Source organism: Cryobacterium sp. M15, assembly GCF_002929675.1.
GTDB lineage: Bacteria > Actinomycetota > Actinomycetes > Actinomycetales > Microbacteriaceae > Cryobacterium > Cryobacterium lyxosi.
Genome location: NZ_PJJW01000034.1, coordinates 42,347 through 65,191 on the forward strand (window position 1 = coordinate 42,347; position 22,845 = coordinate 65,191).

At 65.5% G+C, this 22,845-nt stretch carries 18 protein-coding genes and 1 tRNA gene; 14 read left to right on the top strand and 5 right to left on the bottom strand.

What is annotated here, in order from left to right:
• Window positions 1-59 precede the first annotated feature (59 nt).
• Window positions 60-968, top strand: coding sequence for a dihydropteroate synthase (gene folP, locus CXY83_RS05955; protein WP_104196576.1), 909 nt, complete (start codon window positions 60-62; stop codon window positions 966-968).
• Window positions 968-1,690 (top strand): pyrimidine reductase family protein, encoded by a 723-nt coding sequence (locus CXY83_RS05960; RefSeq protein ID WP_104196467.1) that lies wholly within the window; start codon window positions 968-970, stop codon window positions 1,688-1,690. The genes folP and CXY83_RS05960 overlap by 1 nt, the downstream gene beginning before the upstream one ends.
• A 142-nt stretch (window positions 1,691-1,832) precedes the next feature.
• Here CXY83_RS05960 and CXY83_RS05965 read toward each other — a convergent pair whose 3' ends face one another.
• The 3 genes from CXY83_RS05965 to CXY83_RS05975 form a co-directional block, all read right to left on the bottom strand.
• Window positions 1,833-3,488 carry a DNA repair helicase XPB gene (locus tag CXY83_RS05965; protein WP_104196468.1) on the bottom strand — a complete coding sequence of 552 codons (1,656 nt, stop codon included), beginning with the start codon at window positions 3,486-3,488 and terminating at the stop codon, window positions 1,833-1,835.
• Window positions 3,489-3,551: 63 nt separating this feature from the next.
• Window positions 3,552-5,444 carry a helicase-associated domain-containing protein gene (locus tag CXY83_RS05970; RefSeq protein ID WP_104196469.1) on the bottom strand — a complete coding sequence of 631 codons (1,893 nt, stop codon included), beginning with the start codon at window positions 5,442-5,444 and terminating at the stop codon, window positions 3,552-3,554.
• Entirely contained in the window at window positions 5,444-5,719 is a 276-nt protein-coding gene (locus tag CXY83_RS05975) for a hypothetical protein (protein ID WP_233193282.1), read from the bottom strand. Before CXY83_RS05975 ends, CXY83_RS05970 begins: the two co-directional genes overlap by 1 nt.
• Window positions 5,720-5,813: 94 nt before the next feature.
• Between CXY83_RS05975 and CXY83_RS05980 the strand changes: the two genes are divergently transcribed.
• Entirely contained in the window at window positions 5,814-6,194 is a 381-nt protein-coding gene (locus CXY83_RS05980) for a cold-shock protein (RefSeq protein WP_104196470.1), read from the top strand.
• Complete coding sequence (locus CXY83_RS05985) at window positions 6,187-6,822, top strand: DUF3027 domain-containing protein (protein WP_104196471.1); 636 nt, start codon at window positions 6,187-6,189, stop codon at window positions 6,820-6,822. The genes CXY83_RS05980 and CXY83_RS05985 overlap by 8 nt, the downstream gene beginning before the upstream one ends.
• Before the next feature lie 204 nt (window positions 6,823-7,026).
• On the opposite strand, the gene serC is transcribed toward CXY83_RS05985, so the two are convergent.
• Window positions 7,027-8,139, bottom strand: coding sequence for a phosphoserine transaminase (serC, locus tag CXY83_RS05995; protein WP_104196473.1), 1,113 nt, complete (start codon window positions 8,137-8,139; stop codon window positions 7,027-7,029).
• A 133-nt stretch (window positions 8,140-8,272) separates the two neighbouring features.
• On the opposite strand from serC, the gene CXY83_RS06000 reads away from it, so the two are divergent.
• From CXY83_RS06000 to CXY83_RS06030, 7 genes are all read left to right on the top strand, one after another.
• The gene (locus CXY83_RS06000) at window positions 8,273-8,992 is read left to right on the top strand and encodes a metal-dependent transcriptional regulator (RefSeq protein ID WP_104196474.1); all 720 of its coding nucleotides are present in this window, start codon (window positions 8,273-8,275) and stop codon (window positions 8,990-8,992) included.
• A gap of 334 nt (window positions 8,993-9,326) precedes the next feature.
• Window positions 9,327-10,091: a C40 family peptidase gene (locus CXY83_RS06005; protein ID WP_233200633.1), complete on the top strand. Its 765-nt coding sequence runs from the start codon at window positions 9,327-9,329 to the stop codon at window positions 10,089-10,091.
• A gap of 347 nt (window positions 10,092-10,438) precedes the next feature.
• Complete coding sequence (locus CXY83_RS06010) at window positions 10,439-10,936, top strand: HNH endonuclease (protein WP_104127589.1); 498 nt, start codon at window positions 10,439-10,441, stop codon at window positions 10,934-10,936.
• Window positions 10,937-11,078: 142 nt separating this feature from the next.
• Window positions 11,079-11,153: transfer RNA gene (locus CXY83_RS06015), tRNA-Arg, on the top strand.
• A gap of 117 nt (window positions 11,154-11,270) precedes the next feature.
• A complete protein-coding gene (locus CXY83_RS06020; protein WP_104196475.1) occupies window positions 11,271-11,615 on the top strand; it encodes a DUF2834 domain-containing protein in 345 nt (114 codons plus the stop codon).
• A gap of 171 nt (window positions 11,616-11,786) precedes the next feature.
• Window positions 11,787-15,746, top strand: coding sequence for a Pls/PosA family non-ribosomal peptide synthetase (locus CXY83_RS06025; protein ID WP_104196476.1), 3,960 nt, complete (start codon window positions 11,787-11,789; stop codon window positions 15,744-15,746).
• Between the two features lie 18 nt (window positions 15,747-15,764).
• On the top strand, window positions 15,765-17,093 hold the full coding sequence (locus CXY83_RS06030; RefSeq protein ID WP_104196477.1) for a M1 family metallopeptidase: 1,329 nt from the start codon (window positions 15,765-15,767) through the stop codon (window positions 17,091-17,093).
• On the opposite strand, the gene CXY83_RS06035 is transcribed toward CXY83_RS06030, so the two are convergent.
• Window positions 17,090-17,695: a 4'-phosphopantetheinyl transferase superfamily protein gene (locus tag CXY83_RS06035; RefSeq protein ID WP_104196478.1), complete on the bottom strand. Its 606-nt coding sequence runs from the start codon at window positions 17,693-17,695 to the stop codon at window positions 17,090-17,092. The two genes, CXY83_RS06030 and CXY83_RS06035, sit on opposite strands and share 4 nt — an antisense overlap.
• A 62-nt stretch (window positions 17,696-17,757) precedes the next feature.
• On the opposite strand from CXY83_RS06035, the gene CXY83_RS06040 reads away from it, so the two are divergent.
• The 3 genes from CXY83_RS06040 (at window position 17,758) to CXY83_RS06050 (ending at window position 22,845) form a co-directional block, all read left to right on the top strand.
• Window positions 17,758-18,774 carry a magnesium and cobalt transport protein CorA gene (locus tag CXY83_RS06040; RefSeq protein WP_104196479.1) on the top strand — a complete coding sequence of 339 codons (1,017 nt, stop codon included), beginning with the start codon at window positions 17,758-17,760 and terminating at the stop codon, window positions 18,772-18,774.
• A 79-nt stretch (window positions 18,775-18,853) separates the two neighbouring features.
• Window positions 18,854-22,630: an AAA family ATPase gene (locus CXY83_RS06045; protein WP_233200634.1), complete on the top strand. Its 3,777-nt coding sequence runs from the start codon at window positions 18,854-18,856 to the stop codon at window positions 22,628-22,630.
• Window positions 22,627-22,845 (top strand): hypothetical protein, encoded by a 219-nt coding sequence (locus tag CXY83_RS06050; protein WP_104196480.1) that lies wholly within the window; start codon window positions 22,627-22,629, stop codon window positions 22,843-22,845. Before CXY83_RS06045 ends, CXY83_RS06050 begins: the two co-directional genes overlap by 4 nt.

Genomic DNA, 22,845 nt, shown 5'->3' on the forward strand with positions numbered 1-22,845 from the left:
CGCGGATTACCGACATGATGGTCATGGACGATCGATTCGCTTCACAGGTGAGGACCGCTATGAACCGCACGACCCCCGAAACAGCACTGACGTTGCCTCAAATAGATGCCCCGCGCCGGGTGATCGGCGGCCGCACCTTCAACTTCGATCGAGAGGTGGCCGTGATGGCCATCGTCAATCGCACGCCGGACTCGTTCTATGACCAAGGCGCAACGTTCGCGCTCGACGCATCCGTTGTGGCGGCGCATCGGGCAATTGCCGATGGGGCCGACTGGATCGACATCGGCGGTGCCAAATTCGCGCCCGGGCCGGCAGTGCCCATCGAGCAGGAGATCGACCGTGTAGTTCCGGTGGTCGAGGCGCTGCGCGGCTCGGGCGTGGTCATCTCGGTCGACACCTTTCACCCCGCAGTGGCTGCCGCGAGCATCGCCGCCGGCGCGCACGTGATCAACGACACTACCGGCGTACACGATCCAGCCATGGCCGACATCGTCGCGGACAGCGACGCCACACTCGTGATAACCCATAGCCTGGCCGCGCCGCGCAGGCCGCACCCGGCGCCGCACTATGACGACGTCGTCGCCGATGTCAGCGAGTTTCTGTTGGCCCGGGTCGATCGGGCTATGGGACGCGGCGTTTTGCGAGAGCGAATCATCATTGACCCGGGCCACGACCTCAACAAGACCACCCGACACTCGCTCGAGCTGACCCGGCGGCTCGGCGAGATCACTGCACTCGGCCTGCCGACCCTGGTCGCCGTGTCCAACAAAGATTTCGTGGGGGAGAGCCTGGACCGGCCACGCGGCGAACGCGTGGAGGGTTCTCTGGCCGCCATGACGGTGTGCATTCTGCAGGGTGCCCGCATCGTGCGCATGCACAACGTGCGGGCCGCTGTCGACGCCGTGCGCATGACCGAGGCCATCCTCGGGTTTCGTGAGCCCGCCTACGAGCGCCACAACCTCGCCTGATGCGGGTCGAACTGCCACCTCGGGCCGAACTGATCGAGCACTACCGAGTGGCCGCCCGATCGGTGCCGCGGGTACGCGTCAACTTCATCGCCAGCCTCGATGGTGCTGCAACGCATGAGGGGCTCAGCGGCGGCCTGAACAACGCCGACGACAAGATCGTCTTCGACACCCTGCGGCTGCTCACCGATGTCATTCTGGTCGGTGCCGGAACGGTACGCGCCGAGGGCTATGGCGGCATTCTGCTGCCAGCGGATGACGCGACCTGGCGCGTGCAGGCCGGCCTGGCCGCCCAGCCCCGGGTCGCAATCGTATCGGGTCGGCTGGATCTTGACCCCGAGCATCCGGTGTTCACCAATGCGGTGACCCGACCAATTGTGCTGACCCATGCCGCAGCGCCGACCGACCGGCGGGTGGCGCTCGCCTCGCGCGCTGATGTGGTCGACTGCGGCGAGGACAGGGTTGACCCGCGACGCATGGTGGCGGAGCTCGCCGAGCGCGGTCTGCCCCAGATTCTCTGCGAGGGCGGTCCGCACCTATTCGGCGACCTCGTGGCGGCGGACCGGGTCGACGAGCTCTGCTTGAGCCTCGCCCCGGTGCTCGAGGGGGGCTCTGCCGGGCGCATCGCGGTCGGCACAAGCGCGGCGACCCGCGCTATGGAGTTGTTGCACGTGTTGCGCGCCGGCGACATGCTGTTCCTGCGGTATGCCCGCCGACACTCCTGAGGGGGCGGGCAGCATGCGCTGGGCCCACCTTATGTTCCGGGGCCCAGTTTATAAGCTGGGCCGGGGGACGGGGCCCGGGCCCCGTCCGTAGTGACACGGGTCAGGCGACCAGGGTCAGGCGACACGGGTCAGGCGACACGGGTCAGGCGACCAGGGTCTGGGCGGTGAGGCTCTGCGCGTCGAGGATCGTGTAGCTGTAGCCCTGTTCGGCGAGAAAACGCTGGCGGTTCTGCGCGAAGTCCTGGTCGACGGTATCGCGGGCGACGAGCGTGTAGAAGTTCGCCGACAGGCCGGATTCCTTCGGGCGCAGCAGTCGGCCGAGGCGCTGGGCCTCTTCCTGGCGGGAGCCGAACGAACCAGACACCTGGATGGCCACGGTCGCCTCGGGCAGGTCGACCGAGAAGTTCGCGACCTTCGACACCACGAGTACCTTCACCTCGCCCACGCGGAACGCCTGATATAGACGTTCGCGTTCGTCGATCGGGGTGGCACCGGTGAGCTGGGGGGCATGCAAGACCTCGGCGAGTTCATCGATCTGGTCGAGGTATTGGCCGATCACGAGGATGCGTTCGCCCTCGTGCTTCTTGATCAGCGCCTGCACCACGCCGAGCTTGGCCGGCGCGGTCGCGGCCATGCGGTAGCGCTCATCGTCCGCTGCGGCGGCATAGCTGAGTCGCTCGGACTGCGGCAGGTCGATGCGTACCTCGTAGCAGTTGGCCGGGGAGATGAAGCCCTGGGCCTCGATCTCCTTCCATGGGGCGTCGAACCGCTTCGGGCCGATCAGGCTGAACACATCGCCCTCGCGGCCGTCCTCGCGCACCAGGGTGGCGGTGAGGCCGAGGCGGCGTCGCGCTTGCAATTCGGCGGTGAGCTTGAACACGGGAGCGGGCAACAGGTGTACCTCGTCGTAGATCACCAGGCCCCAGTCCATGGCGTCGAGGAGCTCAAGGTGGGCGTACTCGCCCTTGCGCTTCGCCGTGAGAATTTGGTACGTCGCGATGGTCACCGGCTTGACCTCTTTTACCTGTCCGGAGTATTCGCCGATCTCCTCTGGTGTCAGCGTCGTGCGCTTGAGCAGTTCGTCGCGCCACTGGCGGGCCGAGACGGTGTTGGTCACCAGAATGAGCGTGTTGGTCTTCGCGGTGGCCATGGCCCCGGCGCCGACGAGGGTCTTGCCAGCGCCACAGGGCAACACGACGACGCCGCTGCCGCCGTCAAAGAAGCTCGCTACGGCCTTGTTCTGATAGTCACGTAGCGACCAGCCGTCTTCTTTCAGCGCAATATCGTGCGGGGTGCCTGGTGTGTACCCGGCAAGGTCCTCGGCGGGCCACCCGAGCTTCACCAGTTCCTGCTTGAGCTGCCCGCGGGCCCAGGCTCCGACGAGATACGTTTCCGGGGAAGGATGCCCGATCAACAGTGGCGCAATGCGCTTCGCCCCTGCGATCTCGGTGAGAACGGCTTGGTCACTGCTGTGCAGTACGAGGGCACCATCGGGGTCACGTTCAATGACGAGTCGCCCGTAGCGGCCGACCGTCTCGGTGATATCCACGCTGACCGTCTGAGGTATGGCGAATTTGGAATACTTCTCGAGCGTCGCGAGCATGTCGGACGCATCGTGCCCCGCCGCCCGGGCATTCCACAGGCCCAGCCGCGTGATGCGGTAGGTGTGGATGTGCTCGGGGGCGCGTTCGAGCTCTGCGAAAACGGCGAGGTCGTGACGAGCATCCTCGGCAAGAGGATGGGCAACTTCGAGCAACACCGTGCGGTCACTTTGCACAATCAGGGGGCCATCAGACATAACCCCTAATTCTACGCCCGTTCGGCAGTTTTTACGGTACCGGCCGCTGCCGCGCACAAGCAGTCACGGGGCCGGGGTGATGCTGAGGATGCTCTTGAGTGGCAGGGTGCGCTCGATGTCGGCCCGCCGATCGCGGGCTCGGAAGCGTCCGTTGCTGACGCTGGCCGGTTCGAGCAGGTAGTCCACCACCGCGCCGCCGGGCATCGCGATACTGACCAGGATGGTCTGCTTGGCCTTGATGGCGGTGTCGAGCTGGCGGGCAAGCCAGGCATCCGCTACTGAAACGCCACTTTCAGCACGAAGCCGCAGCTTATCGATCAGGTTGCGGGTGGTGTCAACCGTTGGTGTCAGCGTGACACGGGCGATCTGGTGTCGGCGCAAGTGCACGATCTCACCGAGGTCGTCTTCGGCAGCGACGGGATAACGTGCGTCACTCAGCGCCCAAAACACGGCGTCACCGGCGAAGCGGCTGAGCAGGTGTTCGCTGTCGCCGGCGCGCACGAGTGCGAGCGGCGCCAGAGTCTGGTCGACGGCGATAGTGCCGAGCAGCGCGGCATCAGCTGAGCAGACGTAGCTGAGAAAAACGGTGTCATTGCCGGGCGGGGCGATCGGGGCATTCGGCCCGTCGGTGAGACGTCCCACTCGCACCCGACCGTACCGCGAAGCCGATTCGTTGATGAGGTAATCCACCGGCTGTGGAATGCCGGTCAGTGAGATCGACGCCAGAAAAGCGAGCAGCGAGTCTGCATTCTCGCCCGCGGCCAGCGCGCGATTGACGGATGCGGCTGTGATGCGATAACTCGACGCGAGTTCTCGACTTTCCACGTCCGCCATCCCGCGCAGCCGGGAGTCGATCGACGGTGCAAGTGGGCCGGGCGCGACGATCGAGAGGTCGTGCTGCAGATACACCGCGCCGACTTCAGCCGGCAGCGCGCCCGCCATGATGTCGACGGCCACCTCGAGGTCACCGCGCAGCACGTTGGCGCCGGCCGTGCTGGTGGTGTCGCTTGCAGTGATACCGAGCAACTCAGCGTCGCGGGCGAACTCGGTTAGCTGGGAGAGCATCCACTCGCCGCCGGCCGGATAGAGCCAGGCGATAAACGCGGTCAGTCCGTCACCCCAGGGTAGCCCGGCCTGGCGCGGAAGAATGTCGGCCACGGTCGGAGGGAGCGCCGCCAACCAGGCCACGGCCAAGGCCGCCCAACGAGTGGTCGTGTGTTCGAGCAGCCAGGCCTCGCCGGCCTCGGTTTCCATCCAATAACCGTCGGATTGGGCGAGCAGGTCGGCCCGGGAGGCCAAGGCCAGGATCGGGGCAACCAGATCGACGTCGACCGTCATTACGGCGGCGAGGCGCTTGATGTCGGGCAGGCCGAGCCCACCCCGACTGAGCTGCCGGGCGGGCTCGCGACACAGCTCGTTGACCAGCTCGGCGATCGACGACACCATCCCGAAGGCGCGTTCAGCGGCCAGCTGGTCGATGAACGCAATCTCGGTGTCGGGCACGGCGGCGAGGGTAACCGGGGGCGCAGTGACGGCGAGGTCGGCGGTACCCGGTAGACCCTGAGCCGGCCAGTGCGCCAAATGAGCCGAGACGGCGTCGTATGGAATGCAGCATCCGTCGTTTCGCTCGGCCAAGAGCACGGCGTGCAGGCTGTCGACCCGGCGGGCCACATCGGCCAGCGTGACCTCGGTCGAGCCTAGTTCAAACAGTCGATTCGTCACCGCGACCAGCGTCGGCACGGAATTGCTGCTGGTGAGTTGTCCGGCCACGGCCAGAACGGCAAGGGTCGAGCGGTCCAGGTGGCTGAGGGCCAGTTGCACATTGTCTGCATCAAGCAGGGCTTCGGCCAGATCGAAGAAGTCGTGGATGCCGTTCGCAGAAACGCCGCGCACCTTGATGACGTGCCGCAGCTCAGCATCGGGCAGGACCCGAAGTCTCGATGCGAGGCCGAGCATTACTCGCGGTCTCGTCGAGCTTCGCGACTGCGGCGAACTCCCGCAGAGATGATGAGCACGATGATGAGAACGAAACCGATGGGCAGGCCGTAGAGCGGCAGGATGAAGATCGGCGGCCAGAAGCCGCGGCTGAACCCGTCATTTTGACCGACGCCCATCGCGGTCGCGATGATCACCGCAAGGAACGCGAGAATCGACAGCCCCACCACGCTCGCCACCATGTAAGCGAGCACACGTTCAAGCCGGCTGACGGCTTGCGGAGTTTGATTGGTCACAGCCTAAGGATACGGGCACGCGGGTGCCGCAACCGAATATGCTGGGTTTACATCCCGCACTATATTGTGCGCCCAAAACTCAAGTGAGGTTCAGATGCCCACCGGCAAGGTCAAGTTTTACGACGAGGAGAAAGGCTTTGGCTTCATCACATCCGATGACGGTCAGGAGGTCTTTCTCCACGCTTCCGCTTTGCCGTCCGGCGTAACCATCAAGGCCGGTGCGAAGCTCGAATTCGGTATCGCCGACGGCAAACGCGGCGCCCAGGCGCTGTCGGTGCGCGTGATCGAAGCTCCTCTGAGCCTGTCTAAATTCAACCGTAAGCCAGCCGACGATATGTCGATCATCGTTGAAGATTTGGTGAAGCTGCTCGACGGTATCGGCACAAATCTCAAGCGCGGTCGGTACCCCGAATCAAGCCACAGTAAGAAGATCGCGGCGATGCTGCGCAAGGTCGCCGAGGAACTGGATGCCTGAGGTCACCGAGGCGCAGGCGACCGAGGCGCAGCCGACGAAATCGGACAAGCCGACCGATGCCACCCTGCTCGCGGCCGTTGAGCTGGCGCGGACGGCGCTGCTGGAAATCACGACGGACGACACGATCGGCGAGGTCATCGGCCACATCGACGAAGGCGACCTCGTAGTGTCGCTGCTGTTCGACTGCCTGCTGACCGGCTATCCGGGCTGGCGCTGGACCGTGAGTCTTGCGCGGGTCGACGAGAATTCCGAGCCGAAGGTTCTTGAAACCGAGCTCACGCCCGGCGGTGACTCGCTGCTCGCGCCCGAGTGGGTGCCGTGGTCGGATCGTCTCGTCGATGACGACATTGCAGCGGATGCCGACGATGACGACGACGACGACGACGATGACGATGACGACGATGACGACGACGACGACGATGACGGGTCAGACGAGCATCCAGTCGACGACGCAGATTTGGTCGACGATGACGCGGATGACTCCCTTGATGCTCTGGACGGCATCGACTTCAACGAAGCGCTAGCGGCGGCGGAACTGAACCCAGGCGAGTCCAACGAGGCCGAGGCCGACGCCGATCACAGTGCACCACAGCCACCAACCCGTTCCCGGCGCGCTCGCCGCCCCTGATTTTGAGGCACCCGGCGCCGCTTCTTCAAAGAAGAGGGCGGCGCCGAGTGCGACCAGCCAGAGCAGGGTGCCGAATATCAGTGCCGTGCGGGCATCCGTTCGTGCGGGCAGCGGATCGGGCCGGCGTTCGCTGTCTTTCAACCACAGGCGCATCGTCCGATCCTTTCGTTGCGTTTCAGTTCGTTTCGTTTCGTGCAGCTAATTTCAGAGGTGCGCCACGACGTGCTCGATGGATGCCACGAGCTTCTTGACGTCTTCAGGGTCGATGGCCGTGAAGGTCGCGATGCGCAGTTGGTTACGGCCGAGCTTGCGGTACGGCTCGGTGTCGACGATTCCATTGGCGCGCAGGGTTTTGCTGATCGCTGAGGCGTCGATGGCGTCGTCGAAGTCGATCGTCACGACGACCTGTGAACGGTGCGTCGGGTCGGCCACGAATGGGGTCGCATAGTCGACGCCCGCCGCCCAGTCATAGAGAACGGATGACGACTCCCTCGTTCGCGATGACGCCCACTTCAGGCCGCCGCTCTGGTTGATCCAGTCGATCTGGTTCTCCATCAGCAGAAGAGTGCTGAGAGCCGGCGTGTTCAGCGTCTGGTTCAGGCGCGAGTTGTCCACAGCATTCTTGAGGCTAAGGAACTCGGGAATGTACCGGCCGCTCGCTGCGATGCGTTCGACCCGTTCGAGGGCCGCCGGTGAGAATAAGGCGAGCCACAGGCCGCCGTCCGAAGCGAGGTTTTTCTGAGGCGCGAAGTAATAGACATCTGCCTGGCTCGCGTCGAAGTCGATGCCGGCGGCGGCACTGGTGGCGTCGATGACGGTGAGCGCGCCCGCGTCACCGTTGACCCGGTTGACCGGGGCCATGACGCCCGTTGAGGTTTCATTCTGGGGCCAGGCGTAGACGTCAATGCCCTCACGCACCACGAAATCGCTGCGTGAGCCGGTGTCGGCCGTGATTACGTCGGGAGCTGCAAGCCAAGGGGCAGCCGCAGCCTTGGCAAACTTGCCGCCGAACTCGCCAAAGACGAGGTTTTGCGCGCGGTTTTCGATGAGGGAAAAGGCTGCGGCGTCCCAGAACGCGGTCGAGCCGCCGTTGCCGAGCACGACTTCGTAGCCGTCAGGAATGCGAAACAGTTCACCCAAGCCGGCGCGCACGCGGCCGACGAGGTCTTTCACGGGTGCCTGGCGGTGCGAGGTGCCGAGTACTCCGGTGCCGAATCCGAGAAGATGGTCGAGCTGTTCGCGCCGGATTTTCGATGGGCCGCAGCCGAATCGTCCGTCGAGGGGGAGTAGATCGGTGGGTATGAGTAGGTCGGCCATACGGCGATTCTAGTTGCCCTGCTACGGGCGGGTAGGCTTGGGACGCTGTGCGGGCCACTGCCGAGGCCGCCAACTGAGCGCCGTTCTATCACTCGATGAGCGGTGCGCGCACGAGCCGAATGAAGGGCTTCGGATGAGCGATCTGATCGACACCACCGAAATGTATCTCCGCACGATCCTCGACCTGGAGGAAGAACAGATCGTGCCCCTGCGGGCCCGCATCTCCGAACGACTCGGACACTCCGGCCCGACCGTCTCGCAGACCGTCGCGCGGATGGAACGTGACGGCCTCGTCATCGTGTCCGGCGATCGGCACCTGGAACTCACCCCGACCGGCCGCAGCAAGGCCGTGCACGTTATGCGCAAGCATCGCCTGGCCGAACGCCTGCTCAGCGACGTGATCGGACTCGAGTGGGAGTTCGTGCACGACGAAGCCTGCCGCTGGGAACACGTGATGAGCGAACAGGTCGAACGCAAAATTTTGGAGATGCTCGGTCACCCGACCGAATCTCCCTACGGCAATCCGATTCCGGGGCTTGACGAGCTCGGTGATTCGCCGGCAGTCGCCTTCATGGCGGGCGTGACCAACGTGCTGTCGGTGGTGGCGAGTTCGACCGTGCCGGTGACCGCAGTCATCCGCCGTCTCGGTGAACCGGTGCAGTTCGACCCCGAGCTGCTCTTGCAGCTCAAACAGAGCGGCGTCATGCCCGGCGCGACCGGTGTGTTTTCGGCTGCCGGATCGTACGTTCTAGTTCAGGTCGAAGGTTTCGGTGCCGGTTTGGAGCTCCCCAATGAGGTAGCCGGGCACATTTTCGTTACGACACCGATCGGCCACAGCCCGGTCGCTCACTGAAATTTCACCGGGTTCGCAGGGCCGTGAATCGAGCCAGTCGTTTCGACCTGCTCGCAGGTTCGTTACCAATCCGTTAGAAATGCGCCGCTTCAGGGTGACAAATGCGCGTCGCTCTTGTAGCCTCGGGGGGTCCCACAGACCATGAATGGTCGAAGGACTCTGGTCAAGACGCCTGCTTACCCCGTCTCTTGATTTACGAATACACCCGCGATTAGCGAAGTGGACGGGACGACAACCTGGTGTTGTCGAGGCGCCGGAGGTTAAAACTTTGGCTGCATTAGGAACGAGACGGTCCCGTCGCGGGCTGAGCCGAACAGCGGATTCTCTGGAAAAAGTGGAATCGTCGGTACGCCCTGACCGCGCCCTGCCTCGAGCTGCCCCGAAGAAGCGACGTGGCGGTATCGCCAATATCGTCGTCATGACCCTCGCTACCGGACTCGTTGCCACTATGGCGCTCCCGGCATATGCCTTTGCTCCCGGCTCGAAAGACGTCTCCTTCAAGGCCACCGAGTCCACGGAGATGTCCAAGACGCAGGCGCAGGCCGTTGAAGTCGATGCCCAGGCGGCAACCGTGAGCGTCGCTCGCGAAGGGTTCACGGCGACCACGCCCGAAGAGCTTGCTGCCGCCGCCGCTGCAACCGTCGCTGCCGCCGCCGCGGAAACCCGTCGTGTTGAGGTCGCTGCGCAGATGACCACGTATGCAGCGAGCTATTCCGGTCCGAGTGTTGCTGAGTTCCTGGCAAACCCGACGTACCCGAACTTCGATCTCGCATCCGTTTTCAATGTCGCCTCGCAGTACCAGGGCACACCGTACGTCTATGGCGGCGCCACACCGGCCGGGTTCGACTGCTCCGGCTTCATTATGTACGTTTACGCGCAGTTCGGGATCAGCCTGCCGCACTCCTCTGTGGGCCAGGCAGCGGCCGGAACGAAGATCTCGATCGAGGACGCCGTGCCAGGCGATCTGGTGATCATGGACGGTCACGATGGTTTCTACGCGGGCAACGGGAATATCCTGCACGCGCCATACACCGGCCAGTCCGTGCGAATTCAGCCCATCTGGACCAGCGATTACTACATCGTGCGAATCGGCATCTAATTCGCCCCTTCCAGTGAACACTGGGTTACAGCTCACACAAATGGCGCATACAGGTTCACCTGTTGCGCCATTTGTGGGTTAACCTAGTGCCCTGATGTAGTTTGTAGGTTCAAAAAGGAGAGCCAGTGCATAAGCGACGCACTATCCACACCATGGATGTGCGCGGTCGCGAGTGCTTTCGGCATAGTTGTCAGAGCGAGAAGAGCTGTGTGAGCAGCCATAGGGCGTTGTCATTGTGACGGCGCCTTTTTTTGTACTCTTTTTCGCCCCGTCGTGCTCCTGTTCATTACGCATCGGATGTAGTTCGAATGGCTGGAAGCCGTCCAGTCTCCTTCGAAAGGAAGCGCATGCGCACACTGGTACTCAATGCGGGCTACGAGCCCCTCGCCGTCGTCTCGTTCAAACGAGCGCTCATTCTGGTGATGAACCAGAAAGCGACGATCGTGCAGTCCGATCAGGGCCACCCCGTTTTCGCGACCTCGGGCTCGTGGGATCGCCCGAGCGTCATTCTGCTCACGCGGTACGTGCGCATCCCCATGTCGCGCCTGGTCCCGGTCAGTCGCCGGGGAGTCTTACGACGTGACGAGCATCGTTGCTGCTACTGCGGCAAGTCGGCTGCCACGATCGACCACGTGTTACCGCGTTCGCGCGGTGGCCGTGATACTTGGGACAACCTCGCCGCGTGTTGCCTGCGGTGCAATAACCTCAAGAGCGACCACACCCCGGCCGAAATGGGCTGGAAGCTGCGCTTCACCCCACGGATGCCGCAGGGCACGACCTGGATTGTGCGGGGAGTCGAGCGCCCCGAGCAGGAATGGGACGCCTATCTGGCCCCGGCCGCCTAGGACGGCGCTCTTCCGCTCGGCCAACAGAAGTGTCGAAATCAACGTCGCGATCACGAGCGTAGTGACGGGGCAGAGCTTGCCCCGTGACAACGTGGGTGGCGCGCTCGACTGTGCGGACTGATCGGCTAAACTTACGACGCCCGCCTCTGTAGCTCAGTGGAAGAGCAATTCCGTCCTAAGGAAATGGCCGGGGGTTCGAATCCCTCCAGGGGCACCAGAGAACAACCAGAAGTGCGGTTTGACAACGGTTTATATCTCAATTTCATAGGCGTCCCCGGTGGCAGAGAGATCCAACAGGGACTTGCCCCAAACCTGCGGCGGGCATAATGCCGGTATGAACAAACACTGGACGCCGCTCGCTCTCGTCTACCTCGGACTGAGTCTCGTCGGGCTCGCTGGGACCTGGACCTACAACGTTGTCGCGATCGTGCAGATGCGCGACTTCATCGTCGACTGGGTGGGCAGCGGACCGGCGGTCTCATCGCTCACCGTTGACTTGCTCATCGCTGCGGTGGCCGGGAGCATCCTGATCATCGTCGAGGCGCGACGGCTCGGCATGAAGCGAGGCTGGCTGTACGTTGCCCTCTCGGGAATCACCGCCTTCGCCTTCACGTTCCCGCTGTTCCTCGCGATGCGCGAGCGCGCCCTGGAAAAGGCGCGGGCGAAGGCACTGGATTAAGCAGACTGCCGGATATTCGTTTCGGCTCGCGATGGGGACGGCGGTAACGCCGAGCGGCGACAAGCCAAAGACCGCCTCGATCGTGTGCAGCACCCGCGCGTTCCGAGAGAGTTCTAGACTGTTACCTTCGCGGCGTGCCGTACAAGTGCCACGACCTGAACGAGGAGTCGTGTGAGCGAGCACCAGTACAGCCCAGCTGGCGACAGTGGGCACACCCAGGCTGTACTCGTGGCGGGCCACCGGGCAAAGCCCGCCCGCACCCTGGTCGACATCCTTTCGCAGACCGCGGCGAAGTATCCCGATGCCCTGGCCCTGGAAGACGCGGTCGGCACCATCAGCTATCGCGGCATGCTGCAGCGCGTGCAGGCCCAGGCGAACGCGCTGAGCCTGGCCGGAGTACGCCGAGGGGACACCGTGGGCATTCGCATTGCCTCTGGTACGCGCGACCTGTATGTGTCGATTCTGGCCACGTTGTTCGTGGGGGCCGCCTACGTTCCAGTCGACGCCGACGACCCGGAAGAACGCGCACGGCTGGTCTTTGCCGAGGCCCACGTCGTCGGCATCATCGGGGAGAGCAGTTTTTTTGCGCCGCGTGCGGGCCTCGACCTGCAGTCGCTCCGGGGGCGCCCCGTGCCGCCGCACGACGACCCGGCATTGGTCTTACCGAATGAAAGCATTCCCACGCCCGGCGACGACGCATGGATCATCTTCACCTCCGGATCGACGGGCTTACCCAAGGGCGTTGCGGTCACGCATCGTTCAGCGGCCGCCTTCGTAGACGCCGAGGCCGGACTGTTTCTGCGCGATGAGCCGATTGGTACCAGCGACCGGGTTCTGGCCGGCCTGTCGGTGGCCTTCGACGCGAGCTGTGAAGAGATGTGGCTGGCCTGGCGCAACGGCGCCTGCCTGGTGCCGGCCCCGCGCTCCCTGGTGCGCAGCGGTGCCGACCTTGGTCCCTGGCTGATCGCCCACGGCATCACCGTAGTCTCGACCGTGCCAACCCTCGCCGCACTCTGGCCGGAAGAATCGCTCGAGGCAGTGCGGCTGCTGATCTTCGGCGGCGAGGCCTGCCCGCCCGAACTGGTCGCCCGCATCAATGCCCGCGGCCGGGAAGTGTGGAACACCTACGGCCCCACCGAAGCGACCGTCGTGGCCTGCGGCGCACTCGTCGACGGTGTCGGTGAGATGCGCATTGGCCTGCCGCTCGACGGCTGGGACCTCGCCGTCGTCGACGCTCACGGCAACCGGGTCGCCGAGGGAGAGACCGGCGAGCTCATCATCGGCGGCGTGGGCCTGGCCCGTTACCTCGACGCCGAGAAAGACGCCGAGAAGTATGCTCCGCACGACGAGCTCGGCTGGCACCGCGCCTATCGTAGCGGCGACCTCGTGCGTTTCGACCGGGCCGGTCTGGTCTTCGCCGGCCGCGCCGACGACCAGGTGAAACTCGGCGGGCGACGTATCGAACTCGGCGAAGTGGATGCCGCCCTGGGCGCCCTCGACGGAGTGGCCGGCGGTGCCGCCGTGGTGCAGACCACCCCTGCCGGCAACCACGTTCTGGTCGGCTACATCGCCCTCGCGACTGCCGGAACACCATTCGACCGGCAGGCCGCACTTGCCAGGCTGCGGGAAGAACTGCCCGCCGCGCTCGTGCCGCTGCTCGCCATCGTCGATGCGCTACCCACCCGCATCTCGGGCAAGGTCGACCGGGCGGCATTGCCGTGGCCATTGCCCGCCTCGCAGCCCGGGTCGGACGATGATGTGGGGGCGCTGTCGCCGACGGCGGCGTGGCTGGCGGAGGCATGGGCTTCGATTTTGGGGGTGCCGGTGACCGGGCCCGACGATGATTTCTTCGCCCAGGGCGGCGGCTCGCTCTCGGCCGCCCAATTCGTGTCGGCCGTGCGCGCCCGCCACCCCGAAACCACCGTCGCTGATTTGTACGACCACCCGCGTATCGGGTCGCTCGCCGAGGAACTCGACGCCCGCACGCCCCTGACACCGCCGGCGGTGCGGCAGGTGCTGCCGACGCCTGCTCGCAGTCAATTCGCACAGACGGTGCTCGGCATTCCGCTGCACGTGCTGAGCGGCGCCCGCTGGCTGGTTTACCTCGCCATCGCCAACAATCTGCTCAGCCTGGCCGGCGCAACCTTCGGCCCGACCCTGTCGTGGTGGTGGGTAGCGCTTGGATTTGTACTGTTCGTGACCCCGCCCGGCAAAATGCTCATCGCCGTCGTGGCGGCCCGACTATTGCTGCACGACGTGATGCCTGGCAACTATCCGCGGGGCGGGTCCGTGCACTTGCGGCTGTGGCTGGCCGAGCAGATCGCGCTGCTCGTCGACGCGGCGAGCCTCGCCGGGGCGCCCTGGATCAGTTACTACGCGCGGGCCCTCGGCGCTGAGATCAGCTCCGACGTCGACCTGCACTCGTTGCCCCCGGTTACCGGGCTCCTGACCATCGGCGCGCAGGCCTCAATCGAACCCGAGGTCGACTTGGCCGGGCACTGGATCGACGGGGACGTGCTGCGCATCGGCCATGTGCATGTCGGTGCCGATGCCCGGATCGGTTCCCGCAGCACCCTTCTCGGGGGCGCCCACGTTGGCAACGGCGCCGAGGTTGAACCCGGTTCCGTGGTCTCGTCGCGTGTACCAGCCGGGGAGCGGTGGGCCGGTTCCCCTGCTCATCGCGTGGGGTCAGGCCGCCGCCCGTGGCCGGCCGAACGTCCGCCGCGTGCCAGTCGCTGGCTCGGCGCCTTCGCGGCCGGATCGGTGGCGATGACCGCCATCCCCACGATCGCAATCGTGCTCGGCGTGCTCATCGTCGGCGCCGCTGTCGGCAACGCCGATAACCTCGGCGTTGCCGTGCTGCGCGCGGCCCTGATCATGCCGGTAGCCGTCATTGTCGGCGGGCTCGCCTATGCGCTTTTGGTGATTGCCTTTGTGCGCGGGCTCGGAGTGGGCCTGCGGGAAGGCTACTATCCGGTGCGCAGCCGCATCGGCTGGCAGGTCTGGATGACCGAACGTATCCTCGACGGCGCCCGCACCGTGTTGTTTCCGGTCTATGCGAGCCTGCTCACGCCCACCTGGCTGCGACTGCTCGGGGCTAAAGTCGGTGCCGATGTCGAGGCATCGACCGTGTTGCTGCTGCCCTCGCTGACGACCATCGCGCCAGCCGCATTCCTCGCCGACGACACCATGGTCGCCTGCTATGAACTTGGCGGCGGCTGGATGCACATCGGGCCAGCCAAGGTAGGGCGCCGGGCCTTCCTCGGCAACAGCGGCATGGCCGGCCCCGGCCGCACCGTGCCGCGCAACGGGCTCGTCGCGGTGCTTTCGTCGACGCCTCGCAAGGCCAAACGCGGCTCGAGCTGGCTCGGCAACCCGCCGGCCCGCCTGCGCCGCAGGCAAACGGATGCCGACGACTCGCGAACCTTCCACCCTCCCGTTCGCCTGAAAATAGCCCGGTCGCTGTGGGAACTACTGCGCATCGTGGCCGGCTTCACCACCGCGTGGATCGCGCTTCTGGTGCTCGCCCTGCTGGACCTGCTGTGGCTGCAGCTCGGCCTCGGCGCGGCGATCGGCCTCTCGGGTGTGGTTATGCTGACGGCCGGTGCGGTGGCCGCCGGCGTTACGACGGTGGTCAAGTGGACGCTGGTCGGGCGCATCGACGCCTCGGAGCATCCGCTCTGGTCCTCGTTCATCTGGCGCAACGAGGTCTCGGACAGCTTCGTCGAGATGGTTGCCCGACCCTGGTTCGCGGAGAAAGCTTCAGGCACGCCGGCGCTCGCCGTGTGGCTGCGCACCCTCGGCGCCACCGTGGGAAAGGGCGTCTGGTGCGAAACGTACTGGCTGCCCGAAGCTGACCTGGTGCGGCTGGGCGCCGGCAGCACGGTGAACCGCGGCTGTGTCGTGCAGACCCACCTGTTTCACGATCGCATCATGCAGCTCGACGCGGTCGTGCTCGCCGAGGGCGCCACGCTCGGCCCGAACGGAGTCATCCTGCCGGCGGCGTCCATCGATGCCGGGGCGACGGTCGGGCCCGGCTCTCTCGTGATGCGCGGCGAACGGGTGCCGCCCGGTTCGCTCTGGTCCGGCAACCCGATCACGCCGTGGCATCAGCCGCCATGGGATCGTTGAGCAAGGAATAGTAAGACGATGGCTCAGACTGTGCGCACGACCTACGGCTCGATTAGCGCTGGCGACCCCTATATTCCCACCGGCGGCAATGGCGGCTACACGGCGGAACATTACGACCTGAACCTCTCCTATCGGGTAGCCACCAACCGCTTGAACGCGACCGCGATCATCACCGCACGCGCCCTCATGCCCCTCGACCGGTTCAGCCTCGACTTCGCGGGGCTGAGCATCGAAAAAGTGCTGGTGAACGGTGCGCGGCCGACCAAGGTCACGCACTCTTCACGCAAACTCGTCATCAGTCTCGCCACGACGATCGCGGCCGGGGCCGTGTTCGAGGTGGTGGTGCGCTATCGCGGGGCGCCGCATCCGGTACGCAGCGCCTGGGGCGACGTGGGCTGGGAAGAACTCGACGACGGCGTGCTCGTCTCCGGCCAGCCCTGTGGTGCCGCGTCCTGGTTTCCGTGCAACGACCATCCGAGCGACAAGGCTACCTATCGCATCGAGATCGCCTGCGAATCGGCTTACACCGTGGTGTCGAACGGGGTGCTATCGAGCCGGTCGAGCCGCTCCGGCCGTACCAGCTGGACCTTCGACGTGCGCGAGCCGATGGCGACCTATCTCGCCACGGTGCTGATCGGCCGCTACCGCCGCCGCGACCTCGCCGACGCTCCCGTCGCGCACAGTCTGTACTTTCCCGCCCGACTCGCGACCCGTGTCGAAACCGACTTCGCCCGCCTCACCGAGATGATCGCATTCTTCGCCGACCGGTTCGGGTCATATCCGTTCGCGTCTTACTCGGTCGTCGTGACCGAGGACGAGTTGGAGATTCCTTTGGAGGCCCACGGCCTGGCCATATTCGGCAGCAACCATGTTGACGGTAACCACGGCAGCGACCGGCTGATCGCCCACGAGCTGGCGCACCAGTGGTACGGCAACAGCCTGACTGTGGCCCGCTGGCAGGACATCTGGTTGCAGGAGGGTTTCGCGTGCTACGCGGAATGGCTCTGGGAGGAGCAGCGCGGTGGCCGCACGGCCGACGCCCTCGCTGTGCTGCACCGCGGCCGGGTTGCGGCGCTGCCCCGCGACATCGTCGTCGGTGACCCCGGCCCGCACGCCATGTTCGATGACCGTGTCTACAAACGAGGCGCGCTCGCCCTGCACGCCATTCGCAAATCTCTCGGTGACGAGGCCTTCTTCGCGGCACTGCGCGCCTACACGGCGGCTCGGCGTTTTGGGCAGGTCTCGACCGAGGACTTCGTAGATTTCTTCTCCGAACACACCGGCAGTCGGGCGATCGGCGGCTTCGTCGCCCGCTGGGTGCAGCAGAGCGCGCTGCCGAGCCTCTAACGCACCGATACTCGTGGGGCCGCCCCGCCGAGCACGGCGAGCGTACCGATCAGGCCGGGGCCAGCGTCGAAGTTCGCCAAGTGCACCCGGGCCAGGTCGAGGGTGGCCGTGGGCCAGTCCAATAAAACGGATGCTCCCGCGCCAGTCCACCCCACCGTCACGTGCCGCGGGTCCACCGCCAGACCCTCACCCGACAACTTCAGCAGCGCCTCCTTCGTCGTCCAGAGGCCCGCGCGCGCCCGATTGCGGTCGGAGAACGGTATCTCGAACAGCGTTGCGCGCTCGAGCGCGTTGAAGGCCACGTCGTCGAACCCGGCGCGCCCGACGGCGCTGATGCTCTCGAGGTCGACACCGATCGGCCCGACCACCGATACGGCCACGACCATTGTGTCGCCGGCACGGCTCAGGCTCACGTGCACCCCGTCGGGAGCGAGTACGCGTGGGCGGCCGTGCGCTCCGCCGCAGCGCTCGCAGCGCTGCTGAACGGTGACGGGGCCCGAATTCGGGCAGACCCGGGCAACGGCGGCGGCGAGTCGTGCGCGGTCGGTCTGGGGGAGCGGCGCGCGCGGAGCCAGAAAAAGGGAGACATCCGGTTGCGGCACCCTCAAACGTTACCGGGCGGTGAAGGCGAATGACACACTAGAAGATCGAACAAGGAGAGCCGATGGCGCTGGTTGATAACGCGGTTTACGTGGATGGGCACCGGGTGTCCACCCCGCACACGCTCGACGAGACCTTTGAAGTCATGAAGCAGAACAAGGGTTTCGCCTGGATCGGCCTGTACCGGCCGAGCGAGCTGGAAGTGCGTGCCGTCGCCACCGAGTTCAGCCTGCACCATCTGGCCGTGGAGGATGCGCTCGCCGGCCATCAGCGATCGAAGATTGAACGGTACGGCGACATTTTGTTCGTGGTGCTGCGCCCGGCACGCTACATGGACGACGAGGAGCGCGTCGAATTCGGTGAGTTGCACGTTTTCGTCGGTCCGGATTTCGTGGTCACCATTCGCCACGCCGAATCGCCCGACCTCGCGCAGGTACGCGAACGCATGGAAAGCACCCCGCACCTGCTCGGCCTCGGCCCGGAGGCCGTGCTCTATGCCATCCTCGACCAGGTTGTCGACGAGTACGGGCCGGTCGTGGCCGGGCTCGAGAACGATATCGACGAGATCGAAGACCAGTTGTTCGACGGTGACCCCGAGGTATCCCGTCGCATCTACGCCCTGTCTCGGGAGGTGATCGAGTTTCAGCGGGCCACCCAGCCGCTTGTCGGCATGTTCGAGTCGATGCAGCGTGGATTCGACAAATACAACGTCGACCTCGAACTGCACCGGCACCTGCGCGACGTACTCGACCACACCCTGCGCATCGTGGAACGCGGTGACGCGTTCCGGCAGCTGCTGCAGAACGCCCTCACCGTGCACAGCACTCTGGTCGGGCAACGCCAGAACGACGAAATGCGCCACCTGTCCGAGACCAGCCTGGCCCAGAGTGAAGAGGTCAAGAAAATCTCGAGCTGGGCGGCCATCCTGTTCGCACCGACCCTGGTGGGAACGATCTACGGCATGAATTTCGACCATATGCCCGAGCTGCACTGGGCACTGGGCTACCCCTTCGCCCTCGCCTTGATGCTCGCGATGGGCGTCACCCTGTACACGGTCTTCAAACGTCGGGACTGGCTGTGAGTGCCACGATTGCCTCTAAAACGCGCGAAACCCCGGCCGCCTCAGGGCAAACCGGTGTTTTCGCAATTAGGGTAGGCCTGTGTGGCACCTCGATAGAAAACAAGACGACGACGACGTGCTTTCCAAGTACCTGGGCGCCGTCCCTGTCGACCCGCAAAACGTGACCAGTCCACACAACCTCAGTCTGGGCGACCCGGCCTTCACGGCCGGGAATATTGCTGAGCCGGTCTGGCAGCGTTGGCGCGACGAACTTGCCGCGCTCGGCGGTCGGTCGCCGCTGCTGCACTTCACCGACGAGGCTCGCACCCGCATCGAACTGAGCGCCACGCACCCTGGCGGACTGCCGCAGTTCATCATCGGCAAGACCACCCTGTTGTCCAACCTCATTCGCGACGAGTTGGCGCTGCGCAACGCCCGTTTGGCCGCGAACGAGATCACGCAGAAGGGCATCGAACTGCGCTCCATGCGCGGCCTCGAATCGGTCAACCTCGCCATCGGCCTCGCCGAGTGGCGTTACCAAGACGTCGACTACAGTGCCCCGGTGCTGCTGCGTCCCCTCGCCATTCGCCGGTATGGACGCGACTATGAGCTCAAGCTCAAGGGGCAGCCCTTTCTCAACCCTGAGCTTGCCCGAGCCCTGAAGGACCAGTTTCAGATCGTGCTCGACGCCGACGCTTTCGTGGCGCTCGCCATCACCAATGGTGCGTTCAAGCCGCAGCCGGTGATTGATCGGCTACGCGGACTCACCTCGCACCTGCCCTGGTTCAACGTCGTACCGCGCCTCGTTGTGTCGAGCTTCGCCGATGTCGGCCGGGCGCTCGCCGCCGATGCCTCATCGCTCGACCACCCTCTGCTCGACGCCGTTGCCGGTAACATGACCGCTCGGCGCAACATCGAGACCGCGTATAACCCGGTCGTACCGATCGGCCAGGACGCCCGCCCGCCCGCCACAGACACGCTGCTCGGTGACGCCGACTCCGAGCAGGAGAACGTCGTCGCGCAGATCGCGGCCGGCAACTCCCTCGTGGTGAAAACGCTGCCCGGCACCGGCGGCACCCAAACCATCGTCAACGCGATCGGCTCGCTCGTGGCCCAGCACAAGCGGGTACTCGTGGTGAGCGCCCGCCGCTCCAGCCTCGATGGCATCCACGGCCGCCTCGTACAAGTGGGACTGCCCGGCATTGCCGTGACCCCGCGCACCCTGCGACGCGACCTGATCGCGTCGATCACAAGAAACGAGAAAGCGGTCCAGCCGCGGGTCGGCGACGTCGATGACGCCCTCGTGCGCTTGCGCAAGGTGCTGCTGGACTACCGTTCGGCGCTCACTCGTCGCGACTCCGCTCTCGGTGTCTCTGTGCTCGACGCCCTGGGCGAACTGGCCCGGCTCGCCCAGCTGCCCGAGCCGCCGTCGACCACTGCTCGTCTCGACCGGCACGCCCTCGAGCTTCTCGCACACTCGCGGGCGGCCGCCGCGAACACCCTGATCAAGGCCGCTGTTCTCGGCGAATTTCGGTACGGGCCTGGCGACTCGCCCTGGTACGGGGCCTCGTTCACCTCCACGGCGGATGCCTCCAACTCGCACCAGCTCGCCAAACGCATCAACCAGATCGAACTACCGCGGCTGCTTGAACGCGCTAACGGCCTGATCGGTCAGACCCGGTTGCGCCCGTTCGAGACGATCAATGAACTCGGTATCTACCTGCGTCTGCTGCTGGATATTCGCGAAACCCTCGACAAATTTCAGCCTGGCGTCTACGACCGGTCTCTCACCGAGTTGATCGCCGCCACGTCGTCGCGGCGCGAATCGTCTGAGATGAGTTCGGCCAGTCGGCGTAGGCTGCGAAAACTCGCCGAGGAATACCAACGCCCCGGCGTGCGGGTGACCGACATGAACGAGAGCCTGCGGCGCATCCAGGGCCAGCGCACGCTCTGGCAGCGCTACGCGGCCGCCGGCGTCACTCCGGAGGTGCCGGTGGGCATCAACGACGTGCACGTTGCCTTTCAGCGAGTGTGGGAAGACCTCGGTCTGCTCGACATTCCGCTCGGCACCAGCGGCACGCCCCGAGTCCTTGCCGGGCGTCAGCTGAATGAGCTCGTATCGATGATCTCGGGCCTCGCCGCTGAGAGCGAGGTGCTCGCGAACCTGCACGAGCGCACAGCGCTGCTGGCGACGTTGCGCGAGCACAACCTCGACCCGCTGATGACCGACCTGTCCCAGCGTCACGTCTCGGAAGAGAACGTCGCCGTCGAGCTCGAGCTGGCCTGGTGGCAGTCCGTGCTCGAGATCATGCTCGCGAGCGACCGGGCACTGCTGGGCGCCAACACCCAGGTACTGGACCGCCTCGAGGCTGATTTCAAACTCGTCGACGAAGCGCACGCATCCGCTACCGGCAAGCTGCTGGCCTGGCTGCTCGCCGAAACCTGGAAGATCGGCGTCGTCGACTTTCCCGAGGAAGCGGACCAGCTGCGACGCCTGCTGCGCGCCGACCGTGCCACCCCAGCCCGGCTCAATGAGGTCGCACCGCACCTCGGTCGAGTGCTCGCCCCGGTCTGGCTGGCCTCACCCTACGAAATCGCCGGAATCAGCGACCAGATCACGTTCGATACCGTGTTACTGGTCGACGCCGGAGCCACGACCCTGGCCGAGAACGTCGGTGCGATTCGCCGCGGCCGACAGATCGTGGCGTTCGGCGATCCGGTCACCCAGACGCCGTCAGCCTTCGAAACCGGCATTGCCGGCTCGGGGGAGACCGCCGCGCCCGACGCATCGGTGGACGCCCTGCACGCCGACTCTGCCCTGGCCCGCCTCGGCGAGCTGCTGCCAACCCTCACCCTCACCCGCAGCTACCGGGCTGGCGGTGAGGACCTCGCCGAGCTCGTCAACCACCGCTTCTACGGCGGACGCATCGACTCCCTGCCCTGGGCCGGAAGTTATCTCGGCCACGGAAGCCTCACCATCAACTATGTGGCCGGCGGCCGCGGCATGCCCGACGCCGACAGCGGCGCCATCGAGAGCGTCGACGCGGAGGTCGTGAAGGTCGTCGACCTCGTGCTCGACCACGCCTCAAAGCGTCCGCGCGAATCGCTCATGGTGATCACCGCGAGCACCCGGCATGCCGTGCGCGTGCAGCAGGCCGTGCTCGCGGCGTTTGCCAAGCGCACCGACCTCTCCGATTTCATTCTCAAAGACCGCAGTGAACCATTCACCGTACTCACCCTCGAGCAGGCCGTGGCGCAGAGCCGCGACCGCGTCATCTTCTCGATCGGCTACGGCCGCACTCCGCACGGTCGCCTGCTGTCGAACTTCGGCTCCCTCGGTGAACCCGGTGGAGAACGCCTGCTCGCGATCGGTATGACCCGTGCACGTCGCGCGCTGGACATCGTCTCCTGCTTTCGCCCCGCCGACATCGACGAAGACCGCCAGCGTCACGGTATCCTCGCCCTATCTCAGGTTCTCAGCGAGACCGAAGCCCGTCGTGACGAGGTGCAGGTTCCCGACGCGAGCGAAGCCATGCTGGTCGATCTCGGCAAGCGCCTCGAAAAGCTCGGTCTCAGTGTGCGCCTCGGCCACCGCGGCAAGCTCGCCCTGGCTGCTTCTTACGGAACCCGCGCGATCGTGGTCGAAACGGATGCCGTCGTCAATCGTGCAAGCCTGCGCGAGTCGTTGCGGCTGCGCCCTGAGGTGCTGCGCCGGCTCGGCTGGCACTACCTGCGCGTGCACAGCTTCGAACTGTTCAGCAACCCCGACGCCGTTGCGGCACGCGTGGCTGCAATCGCCGGAGTTCCGCTAGCGGATGCCCGGCCCTTTTCGACCGGCGACGCTCCCACCATCACCCCGAAACGTCCGGGCGCGTGAGTGGCTCGGAGGGTAAGCCGCTCCTCGGATCGGCCCGCCAGCCAATCGTGAAGGCTGGCGGCACGGCTCGGCGCGCCAAGCTGCTGCCAGCACCGGATACCGACCCAAACCCGCACCCGCCGGTGCTCCGCGAAGAAGGGGGCGTGGCGCACACCGGAAGCGCGCCCAGCGCGAACGAGGCGCAGTTGCGGCAGGATCGCCCACCGCACTGGTAG